The sequence below is a fragment of the Paenibacillus sp. BIHB 4019 genome, assembly GCF_002741035.1.
Lineage (GTDB): Bacteria > Bacillota > Bacilli > Paenibacillales > Paenibacillaceae > Pristimantibacillus.
Genome location: NZ_CP016808.1, coordinates 715462 through 736581, shown reverse-complemented (window position 1 = coordinate 736581; position 21120 = coordinate 715462). Strand labels below are relative to the sequence as shown.

18 protein-coding genes, 1 pseudogene and 1 CRISPR repeat array are annotated in these 21120 nt (G+C 48.0%); of the genes and pseudogenes, 15 read left to right on the top strand and 4 right to left on the bottom strand.

The features are described 5' to 3' along the window. Window positions 1-9: 9 nt before the first annotated feature. From BBD42_RS03285 to BBD42_RS03270, 4 genes are all read left to right on the top strand, one after another. Window positions 10-1041, top strand: coding sequence for a cysteine peptidase family C39 domain-containing protein (locus BBD42_RS03285; RefSeq protein ID WP_099516977.1), 1032 nt, complete (start codon window positions 10-12; stop codon window positions 1039-1041). A 48-nt stretch (window positions 1042-1089) separates the two neighbouring features. Then, window positions 1090-1554 (top strand): OsmC family protein, encoded by a 465-nt coding sequence (locus BBD42_RS03280; protein ID WP_099516976.1) that lies wholly within the window; start codon window positions 1090-1092, stop codon window positions 1552-1554. A gap of 753 nt (window positions 1555-2307) precedes the next feature. Next, entirely contained in the window at window positions 2308-2697 is a 390-nt protein-coding gene (locus tag BBD42_RS03275; protein WP_099516975.1) for an iron chaperone, read from the top strand. 37 nt (window positions 2698-2734) lie between these two features. After that, window positions 2735-3244, top strand: coding sequence for an SMI1/KNR4 family protein (locus tag BBD42_RS03270; protein ID WP_099516974.1), 510 nt, complete (start codon window positions 2735-2737; stop codon window positions 3242-3244). 348 nt (window positions 3245-3592) lie between these two features. Here BBD42_RS03270 and BBD42_RS03265 read toward each other — a convergent pair whose 3' ends face one another. After that, a complete protein-coding gene (locus BBD42_RS03265) occupies window positions 3593-3820 on the bottom strand; it encodes a helix-hairpin-helix domain-containing protein (protein WP_237163353.1) in 228 nt (75 codons plus the stop codon). Between the two features lie 214 nt (window positions 3821-4034). Between BBD42_RS03265 and BBD42_RS03260 the strand changes: the two genes are divergently transcribed. The 11 genes and pseudogenes from BBD42_RS03260 (at window position 4035) to cas2 (ending at window position 17280) form a co-directional block, all read left to right on the top strand. Beyond that, window positions 4035-5999, top strand: a complete 1965-nt coding sequence (locus BBD42_RS03260; protein WP_237163352.1) for an AraC family transcriptional regulator — start codon at window positions 4035-4037, stop codon at window positions 5997-5999. An 82-nt stretch (window positions 6000-6081) separates the two neighbouring features. Continuing rightward, window positions 6082-7092 carry a FecCD family ABC transporter permease gene (locus tag BBD42_RS03255; RefSeq protein WP_099516973.1) on the top strand — a complete coding sequence of 337 codons (1011 nt, stop codon included), beginning with the start codon at window positions 6082-6084 and terminating at the stop codon, window positions 7090-7092. Continuing rightward, the gene (locus BBD42_RS03250; RefSeq protein WP_099516972.1) at window positions 7085-8086 is read left to right on the top strand and encodes a FecCD family ABC transporter permease; all 1002 of its coding nucleotides are present in this window, start codon (window positions 7085-7087) and stop codon (window positions 8084-8086) included. The genes BBD42_RS03255 and BBD42_RS03250 overlap by 8 nt, the downstream gene beginning before the upstream one ends. Before the next feature lie 168 nt (window positions 8087-8254). Further along, window positions 8255-8785, top strand: a complete 531-nt coding sequence (locus BBD42_RS03245; protein ID WP_099516971.1) for a DMP19 family protein — start codon at window positions 8255-8257, stop codon at window positions 8783-8785. Between the two features lie 473 nt (window positions 8786-9258). Then, window positions 9259-11727 (top strand): CRISPR-associated helicase Cas3', encoded by a 2469-nt coding sequence (cas3, locus tag BBD42_RS03240; protein ID WP_348272586.1) that lies wholly within the window; start codon window positions 9259-9261, stop codon window positions 11725-11727. A gap of 17 nt (window positions 11728-11744) precedes the next feature. Continuing rightward, window positions 11745-12467 (top strand): type I-C CRISPR-associated protein Cas5c, encoded by a 723-nt coding sequence (gene cas5c / locus BBD42_RS03235; RefSeq protein ID WP_099516969.1) that lies wholly within the window; start codon window positions 11745-11747, stop codon window positions 12465-12467. Continuing rightward, window positions 12464-14388, top strand: a pseudogene (gene cas8c / locus BBD42_RS03230) (type I-C CRISPR-associated protein Cas8c/Csd1). The gene cas5c and the pseudogene cas8c overlap by 4 nt, the downstream one beginning before the upstream one ends. A gap of 52 nt (window positions 14389-14440) precedes the next feature. Continuing rightward, window positions 14441-15307, top strand: a complete 867-nt coding sequence (gene cas7c, locus BBD42_RS03225) for a type I-C CRISPR-associated protein Cas7/Csd2 (protein ID WP_099516968.1) — start codon at window positions 14441-14443, stop codon at window positions 15305-15307. Beyond that, window positions 15294-15953, top strand: coding sequence for a CRISPR-associated protein Cas4 (gene cas4, locus BBD42_RS03220; RefSeq protein WP_099516967.1), 660 nt, complete (start codon window positions 15294-15296; stop codon window positions 15951-15953). Before cas7c ends, cas4 begins: the two co-directional genes overlap by 14 nt. Further along, a complete protein-coding gene (cas1c, locus tag BBD42_RS03215) occupies window positions 15950-16981 on the top strand; it encodes a type I-C CRISPR-associated endonuclease Cas1c (RefSeq protein ID WP_099516966.1) in 1032 nt (343 codons plus the stop codon). The genes cas4 and cas1c overlap by 4 nt, the downstream gene beginning before the upstream one ends. 8 nt (window positions 16982-16989) lie before the next feature. Beyond that, entirely contained in the window at window positions 16990-17280 is a 291-nt protein-coding gene (gene cas2, locus BBD42_RS03210) for a CRISPR-associated endonuclease Cas2 (protein WP_099516965.1), read from the top strand. 205 nt (window positions 17281-17485) lie between these two features. Further along, a CRISPR array of direct repeats spans window positions 17486-17992; the repeat unit is 33 nt; unit sequence GTCGCACTCCGTATGGAGTGCGTGGATTGAAAC. Window positions 17993-18283: 291 nt separating this feature from the next. Here cas2 and BBD42_RS03205 read toward each other — a convergent pair. From BBD42_RS03205 to BBD42_RS03200, 3 genes are all read right to left on the bottom strand, one after another. Continuing rightward, the gene (locus tag BBD42_RS03205; protein WP_099516964.1) at window positions 18284-19525 is read right to left on the bottom strand and encodes a sialidase family protein; all 1242 of its coding nucleotides are present in this window, start codon (window positions 19523-19525) and stop codon (window positions 18284-18286) included. A gap of 75 nt (window positions 19526-19600) precedes the next feature. Continuing rightward, entirely contained in the window at window positions 19601-20053 is a 453-nt protein-coding gene (locus tag BBD42_RS31500; protein WP_150131502.1) for a hypothetical protein, read from the bottom strand. 302 nt (window positions 20054-20355) lie between these two features. Continuing rightward, window positions 20356-21114 (bottom strand): PHP-associated domain-containing protein, encoded by a 759-nt coding sequence (locus BBD42_RS03200; protein ID WP_237163351.1) that lies wholly within the window; start codon window positions 21112-21114, stop codon window positions 20356-20358. Window positions 21115-21120 lie beyond the last annotated feature (6 nt).

The window sequence follows — 21120 nt, the reverse complement described above, 5'->3', positions numbered from 1 at the left end:
TATGTTTCTATGAAAATTCATCTGCCGCTAGCTGATTCACCTATTTACGGCTATTTGCACCACGCGTATTTGTTCGGTATTATCGGACATTCCGAGAGCTTCCAACCGTGGATGCACAGCTATTACACCCAATTATTTTGCGCAAAGGATTTCGTGGAGCTAGCTTGTCCAGTGAATTTTTACCAATTGGATAATTGCCCGCTGCGGGAGACCCAGGCGATATCCCGTTCACTCGTCAATTCCTTAACGGACATCCACCGCTTCATTCAAACGAGTCTTGAACAAGGCTATCATGTTCTCTCTTTCATCAATGAGTATTATATGCCCTACAGCGACTTTTTTGGGGTGAGAAATTTCACGCATGATTTGTTAATCAGCGGGTACGATAGCGAGCAGCAGAGCTATCTGGTGACCAATTTCGTGGATGGCAAATATCAGACCTTCTCCGTTTCTTATGACGATTATGAAAACGCATTCAATAATGCAGCTTTTTTTGACGAATACGGCAATTACGAAGAATATAAGACTAGAATTTGCTTATACCGCGCTACCGACCACAAGTATGTGTTCACGGCGGATTCCGTGCTCTATTTTCTGAAGGACTACCTCAGCGCCACGAATCGTCTGAAAACCCTATTTGCCAATGAGAGCAATCTGGCCTTCGGCATGGACGTGTACCAGTACATAGCGGAGGAGCAAGTGAAAGTAACCGATGGAACCCGAGCGCCCGACGGCCGGCCGCTGCATATTTTATGGGAGCACAAGAAGTGTATGCGGGCGAAAATCGAATTCATGCTGGCCCAAGGCTACATCAAGGACGAAACGCTGTTATCCGGTTATGAACCAATCGAGCGGGACGTCAACCTGCAACGGGTGGCCCTCATGAAATATAGACAGACCAATAACAATGACATCCTTCATTCGATTAACAGTAATCTGAACCGGATTAAAGACCGGGAACGAGAAGTTCTTAACCGTCTGCATGACGAAATGCTAGCTTGCAAGAGCTATTTTCCGACAACGGATTGGGTGCGAGTATAGAGCGAGTTTAGAACGGACATAAAATATGATTCATAAGGAGCGTTAATAATGGCTAATGTACAAACGTTTAAGGCAACAGCACATTTACAAGAGGGGGTTAAAGTGAAGGCGACAGCGAGACAGTTCGAATTGACTATTGATGAGCCGAAGAGCCTTGGCGGGACAGATACGGGGATGAATCCTGTAGAAGCGCTGCTTGCCTCATTAGGCGCGTGCCAGTCTATTGTGGCCCGGGTGTATGCTCCTAAGTTTGATGTGAAGCTCGACGATTTCCAGGTTGAGGTTGAAGGCGATTTGGATCTCGATGGATTTTTCAATAAAAGCGAGGTTCGCCCGGGCTATTCCGACATTCGCTATACGTTCAAGATCAAAACAGATTCGCCTAAGGAAAAGGTGGATGCCTTCGTTCAATTTTTAGAGAGCAAATGCCCAGTGGGGGATACCATTGCTAACCCGGTTCAGATGAAACTAGAGCAGATTATTATTGAAAATACAGAGACAGCTGCGCTGTAGGCTGTTTGCGCTATTTTTGTGAAAAATATAAGGCTCGTGGTCTCCTAGGAGATGACGGGCCTTATCTAGGTTGTGTATGCAAGTCGGAACCAGCTCGCTGCTGCTTGCCTACGGCTTATGTCAAACCAATCTCGTCTGATGACTCAAGGTTTGTGAAACGCAGCATGCGATAGCGGCTGGAAATACTGTGGCCGGCAGTACGGCTGCTGAGAGTACGGTTGCTGTACGTGCTGTTGTTGCGAGTACTGTATCTGAGAGTGTGCATACCTGGGAGGAATATCCTTTTTTGAAGGACTCAGATTCCGCTATTCTGGTTTTTGCCCCGATTTCAGGCCGCACGCGGACAGGAAATCCGCTATTGACCTCCTCAACCCGTGAAAATGGCTAAAAGCTGCGCATTAGCGGCTCCTGAGTCCGCCACCTGTGCCATAACCGTGATTCTGCTGAAATAGCGGCTGCTGTGTCCGCCAAACCTGTCTCTGTGCAGGAGTAATCTTCTGAAGCGAAGAGCATGAATCTACCTTAGTGTTAGATTAAGGTCTAATTACGGATGAAAAAAATGGATATAATAGTATAATCAATAGTATACGTATATTCATTGAAACAACAAATGGAGCCCTTTCATGCTTTCCTTGTCATTTGAAGTAGATGCGAGTGCAATCCTTTTTTTCGTCGTCTCTATTACACTTATAATCCATCATACAGGCTGGGGCGCTATCATTTTGAAATTAATGAATGGAAAGGAGCTTAATGATGGACGGTAACCAATTGACGTTTGAAACGATCGACGAATATATCGCCGGCTTCCCGCAAGAAATCCAAGAGCTGCTGCAGGCGATGCGGAAGGTCATTAAAGAGGCGGCGCCGGAAGCGACGGAGAAAATCAGCTACCAAATGCCGACATTTGAGCTGCATGGCAACTTGGTACATTTTGCAGCGTTTAAAAAGCATATCGGATTTTATCCCGCTCCTAGAGGCATTGAAGCCTTCAAAGAGGAATTGTCCGTATATAAAGGGGCGAAGGGCTCGGTTCAGTTTCCGCTGGACAAGCCGCTGCCTTATGAATTGATCAGCAGAATTGTCGCATTTAGAGTGGCTGAGAATACGAAGAAAGCACAAGAAAAGTTGAACAAGAAAAAATAAAAGGCATAACGCCGATAAGGAGTGAGCAATTAACGAGATGGATATTTCTCAGCAGCTATCGGACATTCATGATATTGAACAATCGCTACAGCTTGCTTTTCCAGCAGCGTATAAGGCATTTATGACAACGGATGAGTTGCAGTCTGCTAATCCTAATACAGAATACAACCTCGTCGATTTTAACGGCTACACCGCTTGGGGCATTCGGTTTATTAAGCTGGATGCTTCCTATGCTGAAAATCTCGAAGCGATAGCCGAGGTTGTCCTTCAGCCGCGCAAATTAATTCCATTCGCATGGAGCATCAGCAGCGGAGACTGGCTTATTTTTGATTATCGCGAGTCGAATGAGAGCCCTGGCCTTTTATATATCGATCATGAAATGGCTCTCTGTTTAGAGGATGCGGAATCGGAGGCGCAAAGCGAGAATACAACGGTTGAAGAGCTGATGGAAGGCAATCTATCCGTTTTGTGCGAAAATTTCGAGATGTTTCATGCAGCGTTGAAGCTCGCGACAGACGAGACTGACGATGTAGACGAGACAGACTAGATAGATGAGGAAGGGAATCATGTACCCATCCCTGAAAAATAAACTGGAGCAGCCTACTGCGATAAAATGGTTTGCAGGCAGAAGCTTATTTTTTTGATAGGACGGCTTGGGGCGGAGAAAATGAGGGCGAGGTCATGCGCGAGGGCTACCACGTTGGGGATGTCGAAGTGTATGCGCAATCGTTCGCCCAGTTTTTAGAGAAGCTAATCGACGAGCGTTCATAACCGATCTGCAACAGCAGTAATTAGTTTTTTTGAAAATAAGCGGAGTATAAGTATCCCTCTTATACTGCGCTTATTTTTCACCGCGAAACGTTAGCTATACCGCCAGAGGATGGCTATCGGCCGTTTACGCTTGTTCAGCAAAGGATTGTCCGTTGGCAGCGAGCGCTTCCCGGATGATCCTTATTGCTTTAGGCCCGACTCCGTGCAGCTTCAGCAACTCTGCCTCGGTGAGGTTTGTGAATTGCTCCAGCTGCACGTATCCGGCTGCAGTGAGCGCGCGTGTTGCGGGCTTTCCGATATTGGGCAAATCGCTTGCCCGGTCTTGATCAGGCTTCTGATTAGATGCGTCCACGTTCATCCCTCCTTCTAAATGTAGGCTTTCCTTAATATTTATCATTCGGGAAAGCCTTTATTTTTTCCTTCCTTCCGATAAACACTTCGCATGATTTCACAATCAACCATTGTGTGTGAGAATTATTATCACTTATAATAGGAGGACAAGAACATTCGATGGGGATCGACATGGTTGCATACTAGCAGCATGAGGAAAGGAAGGATAGGGCACTTTGAATCAGAGTGAGCATATATTGCTGTGGAACCAAGCCTCCATCCGCGTGATGGACGTGCGGCATACGATCATGACGCGAGGGGAGGAGCTGCGTTCTTATCGTCTGCCGGCGAGCGCTTTTTTGTATACGACTCGTGGCCATGCTGAAGTGCGGCTGGATGGCAAGACGGTGCTGGTGGAGCGTTTTCATATGCTGCATGGCGGGAAGGGCATGTGTCTGGACATTGTGCCGGATGATGGGCTCGAATATTACCTGATTTTGTACAAAGCGGTGCTGCCGCTGCCGAGCCGTCAGGAACTGGTTCAGTTAATGGAGCAGCATAATCCGTTTCAACTGCAATATAGCTTTGTTTCCCGCCAGCCAATTGCTTTGCTCGATAAAATCCAGCGCATGGAGCGGGAATGGCAGCATCCGAACGTGCTGGATCAACTATATATTAAGACGATGTTCTACCAATTCATTCATGAATTATTTCAGCAGCTATCCAATCAAGATATTCATGTGCAAAAAGCGGACTACGTCTCGCAAGCCATTCGCTACATGCAGGAGCATTACGCGAAGCGTATTGCGCTTGACGAGCTTGCCGAGCTGCTGGATTGCAGCGTCAGCTATTTGTCCCGCAAGTTCAAGCAGGCGATTGGACAAAGTCCGATCGACTATTTGATTGCGCTGCGCATCGGCAAGGCGAAGGAGCTGCTGCTTGGAACGGAGGCGACGCTGCAGGAAATTGCCGAAAGCGTCGGCTTTCCGGATGACAGCTATTTTAATCGCTTATTCAAAAAACATACCGGCATGTCGCTGGGGCAATACAAAGCAAAGGTTCAAAATAATCCTGTACCCGGTTCAAGATATGCCCTTGTCCCGCGAAGGCTCAAACGGTATAGTGAGTATGGTTATGAAAATCATTCTCACTACAAGGAAGAGGGGCCTTTATTTATGTACAGAGAATCAAAAATATCGATGATGGCAGCGGTGCTTATTTGCTTTACACTTCTGCTTAGCGCCTGCGGAGCAGGTACACCAAGCACGAACGCGACGACAAATACGAGCTCGGCTTCGCCAAGCAGCAATGCGGCAGCTGCTTCGCCAGCTTCTACCGATACGGCTACAGCGGACGCTTCCCGCGTCATTAAGCATGCGATGGGCGAGGTGACCTTGACGGGAACGCCGGAGCGTGTCGTTATTTTGACGAATGAAGGAACAGAGGCGTTGCTTGCGGTAGGCATTAAGCCGGTTGGCGCGGTTCAATCGTGGATCGGCGATCCATGGTACGAGCATATTAAAACGGAAATGGCGGATGTGACGGTTGTCGGCGATGAATTGCAGCCGAACATCGAGCTGATTGCCAGCCTGAAGCCGGATTTAATTATCGGGAACAAGGTGAGACAAGAGAAAATTTACGAGCAGCTGAACCAGATTGCACCTACTGTATTCGCAGAAGATTTGGGCGGCGATTGGAAAATTAACTTCAAGCTATATAGCCAAGCAGTGAATAAACAGGATGAAGGCGACAAAGCGATGGAGGAATTCGATAAGCGCGTCGCTGAGGTGAAAGCGAAAATTGGCGATAAAGCGGCAACGAAAGTGTCCGTAGCCCGCTTCTCGGCTTCCCAAGTGCGCATTTACCAGAAGCAGACGTTCTCTGGTGTGCTACTTGAACAGCTCGGCTTTGCCCGTCCAGAATCCCAGGATGTGGATTCCTTTATTGAAGTCATGACTAAAGAAAGCATTCCGAAGATGGACGGGGACGTATTGTTCTACTTCGTAACGGAAGCAGCAGGAAAGACGGATGCGGCTAAAGTAGTGGAAGAGTGGATGAATGATCCGCTGTTCAAAAACCTGGAGGTCGTGAAAAATAACAAAGTCGTTCAAGTAGATGAAGCGATTTGGAATACGGCCGGAGGCTACAAGGCGGCTAATCTACTGCTCGATGAGATTGTGAAATATTTCGACATTCAATAAAAGAGACTGAAACAAATGAGCAGGCTGACGTCATTTTTATTGGCGTCAGCTTTTTTTTGAAATATAGGGAAGGGGAGAGAGGATGTCTAAGTGGATGGAGAGGCCAGGCAGCAAGCTTGCTGTTCTCGCAGCGGGTATCGTGATTCTGCTTATTTGCATGCTTGCGAGCGTATTGTTCGGGCTCCAGCAATTTGGCTTAAAAGATTTGTGGCTCGCCTACAGCGAGTTCGATGGCTCGAATGAGCACCTGATTTTGATCCATACCCGCGTGCCCCGAGCGCTTATTGCGGCTGCAGTAGGAGCGAGCCTGGCGGTGGCCGGCGCCATTATGCAGGTGCTGACGCGCAATCCGCTTGCGTCGCCGTCGATTTTTGGCATTAATTCCGGTGCGGTGCTGTTTATTGTCGTTGGGCTAGCCTTGTTCGGCTCGTCGCTGACGATGAGTCATATGATTGGACTTGCTTTTATCGGGGCGGCGGTCACGGCCGTATTCGTCTATGCGCTTGGCATGCAGGGAAGAGGAGGCTTTGAGCCGATTCGGCTCACCTTGGCAGGAGCTTGTGTAGCGGCATTTTCGAGCTCGGTAACCTCGGGTCTTATTTTAATCAATAAGCAGTCGCTTGAATCGGCGTTATTCTGGATGGTCGGCTCCGTGTCAGGGAGGGAACTGAACCATCTTGTGATGGTGCTGCCATACATAATCGCCGGGCTGCTGCTCGCATTCCTGCTCTCGGGCTCCTTGAATGTAATGGCACTCGGCGACGATAATGCGAAGGGACTGGGGCAGCGTCTCATGCTAATCCGTCTTCTATGTACGGCAGCTGTCGTGCTGCTTGCGGGCAGTGCTGTTTCTGCCGCGGGGCCGATTGCTTTCATCGGGCTGGTTATTCCTCATTTATGCCGGGCGCTGGTCGGAAATGATCACCGCTGGCTGCTTCCCTACGTTGCAGTGGCAGGGGCTTTGCTGCTGGTGGCGGCCGATCTGCTGTCCCGATTCGTGCTCCTGCCGAAGGAGGTTCCAGTAGGCGTTGCAACGGCGCTTATTGGCGTTCCGTTCCTGATTCATGTGGCGAGGAGGAAGAAATATGCCTAAGCAGCGTACAGGGAAAAATATCTCCATCCTGCTTACGCTAAGCATCGTACTCGTTGGTTTAAGTATTTTATGCTTAGCTATGGGCAGCGTCGCTATTCCGGTTAAAGAAGTGCTGCTGTCGCTGTTGGGCCGCAATACGGAGGACAGCGATTTAATTATTATGCAGTTCCGTTTGCCACGGATCCTAGCCGCCTTGCTCATTGGCGCAGCATTAGCGGTTGCAGGCTCCTTGCTGCAGGGCGTCATTCGCAATTCGCTGGCATCGCCGGATTTGCTTGGTGTAACGGGCGGCGCGTCTGTCGCGGTCGTTGGTTTTATGACCTTGTTCACCGGCTACAGCATCCACTTCGTTCCGGTCATTGCGATTTTGGGCGCTTTTGTCGCAGCGGCGCTCAATTACGGCTTGGCCTGGAAAAAAGGTGTCTCCACGCTGCGGCTCGTGCTGATCGGCATTGGCATATCGACGGCGATGAGCGCCCTTACGATGTTTCTGCTCATAAGCGGTCCCGCTTATTTGGCGGCGCAGGTGCTGAACTGGATGACGGGCAGCATTTACGGCACGAATTGGTCGTATATTCAAGCGCTTTGGCCGTGGGTCGTTGTGTTTATTCCATTGGCGCTGCTTTTTGCCAAGGAATTGAATGTGCAGTCGTTAGGCGAGGACGTCGCGCGCGGCTTGGGAAGCCGGCTTCAACTAAGCCGCTTGCTGCTGCTGTTCTTTAGTGTGGCGCTTGCCGGAGCGGCGGTTGGCATTGCCGGAACGATTTCTTTTATCGGGCTGCTTGCGCCTCATATGGCTAGAAGGGTTGCGGGCCATTCGTATGCAATGATTATCCCGGTGTCTGCGCTATTGGGCGCAATTGTTCTGCTGCTTGCCGATTTAGCTGGGCGAATGCTGTTTATGCCGCTCGATATTCCCGCTGGTGTGTTTACGGCAGGAGTCGGGGCTCCGTTTTTTATGTATTTGCTGTTTAAACGCAAGGCTGGTGTTTAGAATTGTGATTGATAGCTAATCGAGCAAAGCGTCAAATGCCTCTCTACTATTCAAATAGTGGGCGTTTGGCGTTTTTTGTATCGGCTTAACCAGCTATTGACAATGCATGGGTTTTTCTATAACACTTTGATTGACATAGATGATAGTCTAAAAAGGGGTGGTATTTAGATGGTGTTAGCCGTAATGAGCAAACAGGATTTTGATACCTTGAACGATGAAAGGCTTGGCTGGGCTTGCAGCAAGCATATTCTTCTGGAAATTCGCGGCAAAGATAGACAGGCGAAAACCGAAGCGATGGCCGGGCTCAATGAGAGCCAACGGGCGTTATGCATGTTCCGAGTGTTTTACGATCATGCCAAAAATTCGGTCAGCGAATATTATGGGTGGGTTTCTCAACTGCTTGCCGAACCGGGCTATTGGTCAGGTGTAATCAGCGGGCTGCAATTTTTTGGCGACAGCTCTATGCTGCGCTTGCTTGAGGAGACGAAGGAGATTTTCGAGGAGAGAAGAGTGAGACTCGGCCTGCAGTGGAGCGATGCGGTTTTGAAAGATTTGGAGCAGGATCATGACCTTATGGCTGCGGCCAGCCGATTATTTTCACATTTAAATGAAATCGCCCCGCAGAGCTTAAGGCTCATCCGTACGTACATTCGGGCGAATCCGCAGCAGTTTGTACAATGGGAGAACAGTGGGCTTTAGGCAGCGCTGTGGTGATGGGAGACGGTTAGCAGCTTGTATGGAAAAATAGCGATGTTTAGGGCCGAATCCAGCATTTCTTTTCAATAAACACTTCAGGTAGGAGATGAGCGGATATGTTTACTTTACAATGTACGAAAAAGCTTGAAAGCGAGCTTGGGATGATGGATTTTAAATGGAAGAAAAGGGAGAGATACATGCCCAGTGGTTTTGCAAATTGAACCGCAAAATTAACAAAGTTCCCATGTTGAAATTGCCCTTGTCTTATTTGGGTGAAACGATGCTGGCGGCGTTGGATAGTCGACAGCTATAGCTATTTATTTGTTTGATACAAAAGACCACTCCCAAAAGGAGTGGTCTTTTGTGTTTGAAAAAAGTTAAATTTTATCAATTTATAGAAAATTTTAGTTGGAAATAGAGGAATATGTTGGAAATTGTCGAATGTGTGTTTTATATCCAGTTCAGGAGGCGCTTTGGTGTATATTGCACATATTCGAGAGAAAGACGGCAAAATTCAAACGGTCAAAGAACATTTAATAGAAGTAAAGGAAGGCTGCGAGCAGCTTGGAGGAAAGATTGGTGCAAGCCATCTGGCAGGACTAGCAGGCTGGCTTCATGACCTCGGTAAAAATACGACTGCTTTTAAAAATTATATCCAGCTCGCAGTAGCGGCGGCGAATGATGAGGCTGGGGGCAAGGCACCGAAAAGAGGCTCAGTCGATCATTCAACTGCGGGCGGCAGGCTGATTTATCACAGGTACCATAAGAAAAGTACGAAAAATACGCATAAGATGGCGGCAGAATGGATCGCCAACTGCATTATTTCCCATCATCAAGGGCTGCGGGATTTTATTGATCCGGGCAAAACATCGCCATTCCTAAAAAGAGTGGAGGAAAAGAAGGAGGCAGATATTGAGCAGGGCTATGAGCAAGCCAATGCGGTTTTCTTCGAGCAGCATACCGAGGCTGAACTGGATGCGTATTTTGCCAAGGCAGCAGCCGAGCTTGAACAGCTTGTAGCGGTTATGCAGCAATATAAACTGCCCAGGATTACCTGTTCGCTGCTGATCAAGTATATTTTCAGCTGCCTGATTGATGCGGACCGCACCAATTCGCGGCAGTTTGAAGAGGAGGAAGCAGCAGAGCCCGCGGAGGATCATGGTCCATTTTTCAAGAGAAGCTATGAGGCTTTAATGAATAAGCTGGACGAAATGGACGAAGCGGAGGATGCCGACCATCCGATTAACCGCCTGAGACGGGAAATGTCGCTGCAATGTGATGCTTTCGCGCTTCGTCCGTCAGGCATCTATACATTATCGATTCCTACAGGGGGCGGCAAGACGCTGGCGAGCTTGCGTTACGCGTTAAAGCATGCGATAGAGACAGGAAAGCAGCGCATCATCTATATCGTGCCGTATACAACGATTATTGAGCAGAATGCGCAGGAGATTCGGGATATTTTGCAGGAACAAGATATGATTTTGGAGCATCATTCGAATGTCATTGAGGAGCCTGATCCGCCTGAAAAAGTGGAGGAAGCCGACGCCTATGAGGTCCGGCGCAAGAAAATAAAGCTGGCGAGAGATACGTGGGACCGCCCGATTATTTTTACAACGATGGTCCAGTTTCTGAATACGTTTTATGCGAAGGGAACGCGGAATGTTCGGAGGCTGCATCAGCTTTCGAATGCGGTCATTATTTTCGACGAGGTGCAGTCTGTACCAATCAAATGTATCTCGTTGTTTAATGCGGCATTGAATTTTCTGCATGCATTTGGGCGGTCCAGCCTGCTGCTTTGCACGGCGACGCAGCCTGCTCTGGAGGGAGTGAAGCATCGCCTGCATTTGAAGGAGGATGCTGAAATAATCGGTAATCTGGACGAAGTAGGTCGGAGCTTTAAGCGGGTGGAGGTTGTGGATCGAACGACTCCGAGCGGCTGGAAGGCAGAGGAGCTGGCAGACTTTGTGCTGAGTAGAATGGAAGAGGTCGACAGCACGCTGGTGATTTTGAATACGAAGCCGGCTGTGCGCAAGCTGTTCGCTGAGCTGGAGGAACGTCAGAGGCCAGGGGACTGTGATGCAAGGCTGTTTCATCTCAGCACGAATATGTGCGCGGCTCATCGTAAGGATGTGCTGAAAGAGCTGAAGGAAGCACTCGCCTCGGATGGGAAGGAGCGGGTCATTTGCGTCAGTACGCAGCTTATTGAGGCAGGCGTCAACATTAGCTTTGAATGTGTTGTCCGCTCTCTGGCGGGACTTGACTCCATTGCGCAAGCAGCGGGCAGATGCAACCGGCATGGGAAGGACGCTATTCGGAGCGTTTATATAATTAAGTCTGCGGATGAGGTGCTGACGCATTTGAAGGAGATTAGCATTGGGGCGGAGCAGGCACAGCGCATATTGAACGAGATGAAGGAAGACCCGAAACTCTATGGGGGTGATCTGCTATCAAAGGCGGCAATGCAGGCTTATTTTAGCTACTACTATGGCCTGATAAAAGACGACATGCAGTACCATGTACAGAAGCTTGATCAAAATATTTTTGAGCTGCTGCAACAAAACAAAAATTACGCTGCTGGTTACAAAGGGAAGCACGGCAAGCTTCCTGAACTGGTAAGCTTTTCGGCGTTAGCTACGGCTGAGCAGTATTTTGAAGTCATTAGCAATATGGCGAGAACGGTGCTTGTTCCTTATAACGAGGAAGCGAGAGAGCTGATTCTTGATTTAAACGGCGATCTGAAGGGAGGGGAGCTGGGCATACTGCTGCGTAAGCTTCAGCCATATGTCGTCAACATTTATGAGCATGAGTTTAGGAAGCTTGATAAAAATGGCAATATTCAGCCCCTTCTGCATGGCGAGGTGCTGGCATTAAGTGAAACGGCTTATTCTAAGCGGTTTGGCGTGGAGACAAATGGCGATGGAGAGTTTTCGTCTGCAATTATTTAAAGGAAGGGAGGATATCCATGCGTAATCAAATTGAGTTCGAGGTAAACGGGAAATACGCGTTATTTACAGACCCATTGACCAAAATCGGGGGAGAGAAATTCAGCTATCAGGTTCCTACTTATCAAGCTCTGAAAGGGATTGTGGAATCGATTTACTGGAAGCCCACATTCATTTGGTACATCGATGAAGTTCGTATCATGAACGTCATTCAGACGGAGTCCAAGGGAATTCGCCCCATTGAATATAACGGCGGAAATATGCTTGCCTATTATACCTATTTGAAGGATGTGAAATATCAGGTTCGCGCCTATTTTGAGTTTAATCCTTATCGGGAAGATCTCGTCTATGATCGCAATGAACATAAGCATCATAATATTGCTAAACGATCGGTTCAGGCAGGAGGGCGCAGGGATATTTTTCTCGGGACTCGTGAATGTCAGGGGTATGTAGAGCCTTGCGAATTTGGCATAGGAGAAGGCTCTTATGATAAGGTGCCGGAAATTGACTTTGGCCATATGGTGCATGGCATTAGCTATCCGGATGAAACGGGAAGCTCGGAACGCGAGACCAGGCTTTGGAGAGCCAGGATGGAGCATGGCATCATCAAATTCATTCGTCCAGAGGCTTGCCTTCTGACTCGCAAAACCGGGGAAGGTGCCGCAAAAGCATTTGGCCCTGAAAATATGGAGCCTGTCGACCAACTGCATGAGCAAATATTTGCAGAGGGGGAGAATGCATGAGCTGGCTAGCAAATTTGAGCAAAACCTATGACAACCATACAGATGCTATAGGAGTTTTTGAGAAAAAAAGAAATGGCCGTGAATATGCGCTCATCCCGATTTCACATACGACGCAGAGTGCGCATATTGAAGTGAATTTGAACGGGAAGGGCGTGTTTCAAGGAGCAAAACCCATTGCAAAGGAGGAAGGAAGCACAATCATTCCTTGCACTGAGGCTGCGGCAAGCCGGACAAGCGCGCCCGTTCCATATCCGTTGTTCGATAAGCTTATGTATGTCGCTGGCGACTATGAGCAATATGTTGGCGAGGTGAAAAAGCATACGCCTTATGCGGATTATATGGAGCAGCTGCGTAAATGGTGTACGTCTGCTTTTTCACATCCAAAGGTGGAGAGTGTCTATCAATATTTGCAGAAAGGTACGTTGATAGCGGATTTAGTAGAGCATAACGTGCTATGGACAGATAACAAGGGCAAGCTTCTGGAAAAATGGGTGTCACCGGAAGGCGAGGAAAGCAAGGAGAAGCCAGATATTTTCAAAGTGATTGCCTCTGATCAAAGCTCGGCTTTTGTACGATTCGCTGTGCAAATTCCAGGTGAAACTGAGCCAAGGCTGTGGCGGGACCGGGAAGTTCAGCAGTCCTTTATTGATTTTTATAATGGGCAGCTTGCAGAGACGGACTTATGTTATGTGACAGGCGAGCAGCTTCCTTATGCGGACAAGCATGCTTCGAAAATCCGCAACTCTGGCGATAAAACGAAGCTTATTTCAGCGAATGACTCAAGCGGCTTCACGTTTCGGGGGAGATTTCGTACGAGCCGTGATGCAGCCTCCGTCAGCTATGAGGCTTCGCAGAAGGCGCATAATGCGCTGAAATGGCTGATTGACCGTCAATCCTTCACGCTCGACGGTAAAGTTTTTCTGGTGTGGGGACCAGATCGGATCGAAGTGCCAGACCCGGCGGGGGATTTGTTCGACTATCTGGATAAGGAGGAGGATGACGAGCTGTCGGTTGGAAATGCAGCGCATAGGGAGCATGCAGAAGAAGTAAGAAAGGCACTTAGCGGCTACCGTTACGACGGCGAATATAAATCGAATGTCATTATTATGACGCTGGATGCAGCTACTCCGGGACGGCTGTCTATTGTATATTACCGCGATATGAATCGCGAGCTGTTCATGGATCGATTGCAGCAATGGCATGAATCCTGTTTTTGGCGCCATAGGTACCGCAAAAACGAGGAGGATAGCTATGCAGCATTTACAGGAGCGCCAGCTACAAAGGATATTGTTTTGCCGCTTACGGGCCGCGGGCAAGCGACAAGGTGGTGAAAGGGCTGCTGGAGCGGATGCTGCCCTGCATCGTAGATGGGCGTCCGATCCCGATAGATATCGTTCGCAGCGCGATAAGCCGCGCCTCTAATCCTGTAGGTATGGAGCCATGGGAATGGGAGAAGACGCTGAGCATCACCTGTGCGCTCGTCAATAAAACGAATAAGAAGGGGGCCTTCCAAGTGAGCCTGAATAAACAATTGGATGATCGCAGCTATCTGTTTGGCAGAATGCTTGCGATTGCTGATGTGCTTGAGAGAAGGGCGTTAGGCAAAGAAGAGAAGCGGGCAACGAACGCAGTGCGCTACATGAACGCTTTTGCCCAGCGTCCGGGACGTACATGGAGTATTATCCAATCCAACCTTCAACCTTATCAGGCGCGGATGGGGACGGATGCTAGGTACTACAATAGTTTGCTGGATGAAGTGGGTGCGATGCTGAAGCCTGAGGAGTTTACGGATAGTCCGCTTAGCGGGTTGTACCTGCTTGGTTTTTATAGCCAGCGCCACGATCTGTATACGAGCAAGAAAGATAAAGGCAGCGACATAACACAGGGTCAGGACAGTGACCAAGACGATATTGAGGAATAGCCAAGTCTAGCAATCTACGAGTTTACTAATAAATATACAGGGAGAGATTTAAATGAGCGTACTTGACCATAAAATTGATTTTGCCGTTATTCTGTCCGTCCAAAATGCCAATCCCAATGGCGATCCATTGAATGGCAATCGTCCAAGGCAAACCTATGAAGGGAATGGCGAAATTTCCGATGTGTGCCTAAAGCGCAAAATCCGCAACAGGTTGCAGGACATGGGAGAAGCGATTCTCGTACAGTCGGATGAGCGTCGGGACGATGGGTACCGCAGCATTAAAGAGCGCGTTGATGCGAATGCCGACATTCAAGAGTATGCCAAGGGTAAAAAGCAAAACAATGAGCTTTACGCCCAGGCAGCCTGCAAGGCATGGATTGATGTACGGAGCTTCGGTCAGGTGTTTGCTTTTAGCGGTACCGATGTGTCTGTTGGTATTCGGGGCCCGGTATCTATTCATACAGCCTTCAGCGTCGAGCCAATCTCTATTTCCAGCATGCAAATTACGAAAAGCGTCAATTCGGTGACGGGCAGGGACCCAAACAAGAAGGGCTCAGACACGATGGGGATGAAGCATAGAGTGGATTTTGGCGTGTATGTCATCTATGGCAGCATCAATACACAATTGGCGGAGAAAACAGGCTTTACTATGGACGATACGGAGAAGATTAGACAGGCACTTATTACTCTTTTTGAAAATGATACCTCATCCGCGCGCCCGGACGGCAGCATGGAAGTCCATCAGCTTTACTGGTGGAAACACCAGTCCAAGCTTGGACAATATTCCTCAGCGAAGGTACATCGCTCTTTGCAAATTCAATTGAAAGAAGGAGTAGTCGAAGGAAAGTCGATCGACGACTATACTTGGACGATTCAGCCGCTTGAGGGCTTGGAGCCCCAAAGATATGTGGGACAATAACGAAGAAGATTTTCTAATGCTATCTGGCATTCAGCATTTCAACTTTTGCCGGAGGCAATGGGCGCTTATCCATATTGAGCAGCAATGGGAAGAAAATGTCCGCACGGTAGAGGGTGCGCATTTGCATCGTAAAGCCGACCAGCCGATGCTGCGAGAGAAACGCGGGGACAAGCTCATTGTCCGTGCGCTTCCTGTACAGTCGCGGCGGCTGGGCATTTCCGGCATATGCGATGTCGTTGAGTTTGTTCGAGATAGCTCGGGTGTTCCGCTGGCGGGTGAGGAAGGGGTTTACCTTCCTTATCCGGTGGAATACAAACGCGGCAAGCCGAAGCGGAACGATTCCGATCGCTCGCAATTAGTCGCTCAGCTCATGTGTTTGGAAGAGATGTTAATGTGCGAGCTGTCGTTGGGCTATCTCTATTATGATGAAATCAAGCATCGGGTTGAGGTGCCGGTCACCGAAGCAGACAAAGCGAAGGTCAAGCAAAGTCTTGAGGAGATGCGTCACTACTATGAGCGGAATCACACACCACGGGCTAAGACGGGGACGCATTGTCAGAGCTGCTCTTTGAATGTCGTTTGTTTGCCGGAAATGCTGGAGCGAAAACCCGTTTCAAGCTTTATTGAAAGCAGGTTGTACGAATGAAAAAGCTGCTGAATACGCTGTTTGTTACGATGCCGGATACGTATTTATCACTCGATGGCGAAAATATTGTTATAAAGCGAGATGACGAAATTGCTGGACGCTATCCCCTCCATAATTTGGAGGGAGTCTGCACCTTTGGTTATGCGGGAGTCAGTCCAGCTCTTATGGGGAAATGCGCAGAAAATAACATTGAACTGACCTTTATGACACGCAATGGTCGATTTTTGGCAAGGGTAGTCGGTGAGGATAAAGGGAACGTTGTGCTCCGCAAGGAGCAGTACCGCATTTCTGATGATGAGCGCCGAAGCGCTTTTTTTGCCAGAAATATGATTTTGGGAAAAGTGTATAACAGCAAGTGGGTTATTGAACGTGCCTTGCGGGATCATGCACTGCGTATGGACACTGAGCGAATGAAGCAGGTGAGTGCTTCGCTATCGGAGACGATGAAGCTTATTCGCGGCGTAGAGCAGCTGGATATTTTGCGTGGGTTGGAAGGAACGGCTACTGTGCAATACAACTCGGTGTTTGACCAGTTGATTTTGCAGCAAAAGGAGCAGTTTTTTTTCCATGGGCGAAACAAGCGGCCTCCACTGGATAATGTCAATGCGTTGCTTTCGTTTACCTACTCGCTGCTTGCGAAAGATGTGACAGCCGCGCTGGAGTCCGTAGGCTTGGATGCTTACGTGGGCTTTCTGCATCGAGATCGTCCGGGTAGGGCTTCCCTTGCCCTGGATATGATGGAGGAGCTGCGGAGCGTGTATGCCGACCGAATGGTGTTGTACCTGATTAACAAGAAGGTCGTTAACGACAGCGGCTTCGTGAAAAAAGAAAATGGAGCCGTCATCATGGACGATGACACGAGGAAAGCGGTACTCAAGGCGTGGCAGGAACGCAAGCAAGAGAAGATTATGCACCCCTATTTGAACGAAAAGATAGCCTGGGGGCTCGTTCCTTATGCCCAGGCCTTATTGCTTGCGAGGCATATTCGTGGTGATTTGGACGAATATCCGCCATTTTTCTGGAAGTAGGTGATTGTATGCTCGTATTAATTACGTATGATGTGAGTACATCGAGCAAGGAAGGGCGTAGAAGGCTCTCCCGAGTGGCAAAAACCTGTCTAAATTACGGTCAAAGGGTACAGAACTCCGTATTTGAGTGTATTGTAGATGCGACGAAGTTTCGCCAATTGAAGTATGAATTAGAGGAACTGATCGATAAGCAGACGGACAGCCTGCGCTTCTACAATTTGGGTGATAATCACAAAAGCAAGGTTGAGCATATTGGGGCAAAAGAAGCCTATGATATGGAAGCAGCGCTTATTCTATAAGTGAAAAATTTTTGCGGGTTCATTCTGCGAATGTGAAGCTCCCATAAAAACCCTAGGGGATTCGCACCTCAAATATTGTAGAAACTTGTCGAATTTGATTCATTTCAAGAAAAGTCAAGGTTTTATTCAGATTTTTTTGCTATTATATTTATTGAAAAATGGGGTGATTGATGCCATGATGGGATCAATCACTAGTATTTTCGCTGTCGCACTCCGTATGGAGTGCGTGGATTGAAACGTAGTGCTGGTCAACCAGTGCCCGCAGTTCAGGCGGGTCGCACTCCGTATGGAGTGCGTGGATTGAAACCTGATTGAAAAGCAATGCGGAACTTGCGGAGAGTGTCGCACTCCGTATGGAGTGCGTGGATTGAAACCTGATTGAAAAGCAATGCGGAACTTGCGGAGAGTGTCGCACTCCGTATGGAGTGCGTGGATTGAAACCACTAACATAGATTTTCAGCGTGCTACCAGCCTCCAGGTCGCACTCCGTATGGAGTGCGTGGATTGAAACACGATTACAAAGGGCTAAAAGGTATTTCGTAGGGTCGCACTCCGTATGGAGTGCGTGGATTGAAACACAAAATAACTATTGACTATCATGGGTATTATTGGTCGCACTCCGTACGGAGTGCGTGGATTGAAACGCTTTAGCTCTTTGCAGAGTGCTTTCCATCCGTTCGTCGCACTCCGTACAGAGTGCATGGATTGAAACCCGTATATCACACATCGATTGGCTCGTATGCCCCTGTCGCACTCCATATGAAGTGCACGGCGTTGAAACAGGTACTATAACTTGTCCATATGCGGTGCTGCTCTGCTCATACCAGCACCGCTATTGCTTTTTTACGATATGTTATACATTTTTGATACTAGTTCCTTGATAATCATACCGGAATAATCAAACGATCTTATTGGACCAGGTTAGAATTCATTTCATACACCAAAAATTTAAATCGTAAAAAGCGTTGAAGGCAAATACACCCCAACGCTTTTTTAATTAATTTTACAGATTCGAAATAATATTTTGAACATTGTTAATCATTCCGGTCCAGACCGTAGTTGGTCTGTCGGGGTAAGAAAATGCAACGTCAATATAGTCGCCTAGAGATCTGCAAGGCTCTCCGTAACTTGGGTCTGCGTTAGGGTCGAAAGAAGCCGCGGAAAGGCGTGTATTGACTGCGAACGTAGCGCCAGCATCACCAGAGGTTGTACCGTATACATCCAGCAAGCTGGAGTTTACTCGATTTGTATAATAGACAATTTGGATGAGTCCTGTTACTCGAGAGACTGAAATATTAGGATAAAAATTTTGTGTTCCTAGAGGGCTGTCGTCTACTTGAATAGGCGTAGACCAAGTATTTCCTGCATTCGTGGATCTTGAAAGATAGATGTGTGAAAAACCTGTTCTGTAATCCTGCCACACAGCGTATACAATCCCTTGACCTTGATTCGGAGAAACATCTACGGCTAGAAAGGCGCTTGTGAGAACTCGAAATCCCCAGCCAGGTACAGGAAGCGGACTAGGAACAAGAGATATATTCGATACGGATACAATCGGATTGAAGGTTACCCCTCCATCATCAGAACGACGGAAGAGAAACTGCGGGTTTCCAGGGCTATATTGGGCCCATGCGACATAAACTTGACCAGTTGGCCCTACAGCGACATTCGTTCCGAATCCTGCGCTTCCGGTCATTTGATTGGACAATAATTGTGGAGTTGACCATGTCTGTCCTGAATCCAAGGACCGTTGATAAAACTGTCCAGAGGCCGCGAAATTATCATAGTAACGTGTGAAGGCAATATGGGCTATTCCTAGATAGGGACTGCCATTGGAATTGTCGATATAGATCCAAGGTTTGTCATTATAAATTTGCGCATCATAGCCTTGACAAGTTATAACGGGTCCAGAGAAAGTCACTCCGTTATCTGTGGAAGTATAGACAGAAATAGAGGAGTCTCTGACCGGGTTAATATTTAATTGGGTGTTCGATATCATAAACGTATTACTGTATCCATAAGCTCCAACCGCATTGCCTTGAGTAGTAAATCCGCTTGGAAGAGGGAGTGTGAGGGTTGAAGGATAGGTAAAACCTCCATCTTGCGATACGTATACATTGATCCTGGAAGTGCCTGTCGCAATGCTGCTGGAAGTAACGATTACCGTCAAGTTGTTCAGGCTGTTTATTGTTATGGATGGCTCCTGCTGAGATAACGTCCCCATTGTAACTGGAATATTAGTCATATATGCGCCTCGCCCCCTCGAGTCTTAGTAGCAATGTTCGAACAATAAGTCACATGGAAAGCTCGGGAATGCAAGCTAGCCTAATACTTGGCCTGTCAAGTTGACGGGACCTGATATGGCCACATTTCCTAGCCCAATATAGGAAACAGTCAAGTAAAAAGGTACTGCAACACCAATTTTTGTAGGGTCTGGTACCCTTGTATGAATGAATGAGGTATTAAAATTCGTTAGTGTAATGAACCCCAAATTTCCAGGGAATAGCTCAGAATCAGTTGTCTGAAATAATATAGGATCGGTTGAACTGGAGCCATTTTGCCGGATTCGGATAGTCAGCTGGGGGGTTACTGCCTGATTCAACAATTGAATAGACCAGCCTACATTTCCCCAAAAAGTTAATTGATTTGTGGTATTGGTTGCGGTTAGCCATATTGATGTCAAAAAGATTTCTACACCTTGCGTTAATTGCAGCGGCAGGGAACCTGTACCGGGCTGCACATCTTGAGTAGAATATTGTAGTATGCTTGGCATTTAAAGCACCCCTCACTTTCGTCAGATAAATAAATGTAAGTTCTTTCAGCTTAAATTATGGCGATAAAAGAGGAGATATTCTTTAAAAGTGAAGATCGGCAGCAATTTCCCCCACTTTCCATTAAAATTTCCATGCATATTTTAAGTCTTATTTTACAATGGTTGATAAGGCAAGCCATTCATCCCGAGCGATTACTAATTTGAGTTACTAAGCGCACATTCATTTAATTTGAAAAAAATAGGCTGTTTCCGCGTTGTATCATCCACGCGGAAGCAGCCTATTTATACTAAAAGCCTCAACCTTATTCCACCGTCATCGTTTTCTTCAAAAGCTCCTTCATCATCTGCGCAGCTTTCACCTTGACGCTGAGGCAGGGGGAGATTTCTACGGAGTAGCGGCCGTTTTGCAGCTCTTCGCGCAGCTCGGCGGCGGTGCAGCAATCCCGCTCCAGCACATTCCATACGCTGCCGAACTGGAGCGGCTGATGGGAGTCGCTGCCTGCGCAGGCGGGCAAGCCGATTTCAGCCGCAAGCTGGCGAACCTGATCGGCCATGGCGGGGCCATATTGATACAAGTCCTTCGCGTTAATGTCCAACGCGTGAAGCCGCCGCAGCTGCTCGGCCGCGTACTGCGTAAGCGGATTGCTCTCCCGCATCGGATGCGCACCAATCCGCAGCACGGGAGCATCCTCCGTACGATCCATCAGCTCGGAAAAAGGGATAAAGCTGCCTTTTTCCGCATAGGGCTCCAATTGCTGGCGCAAATCGCGCAGGTACAAGCGATTGCCTATGATTAAAATATGCCCGCGCTCCGCAACATCTACCTCCATGCCCGTAAACACCTTCAGGCCATTCACATCATAATAATCGTCCTGATAGGCGAAGGCTGCGTCAAGCTGGTCCAGCATATCTGTATAGTTCAATGTGTTAAAATGCTCGGTCAACGCAATGGCGTTTAGACCATTATCAATGGCTTCAGCCGTCATGGCGGCGAAATAGTCGAGCGAAAAATGCGTTTTTTTCGATAGCTTGCCGTGGGTGTGCAAATCAAGATTCATCATATAGCT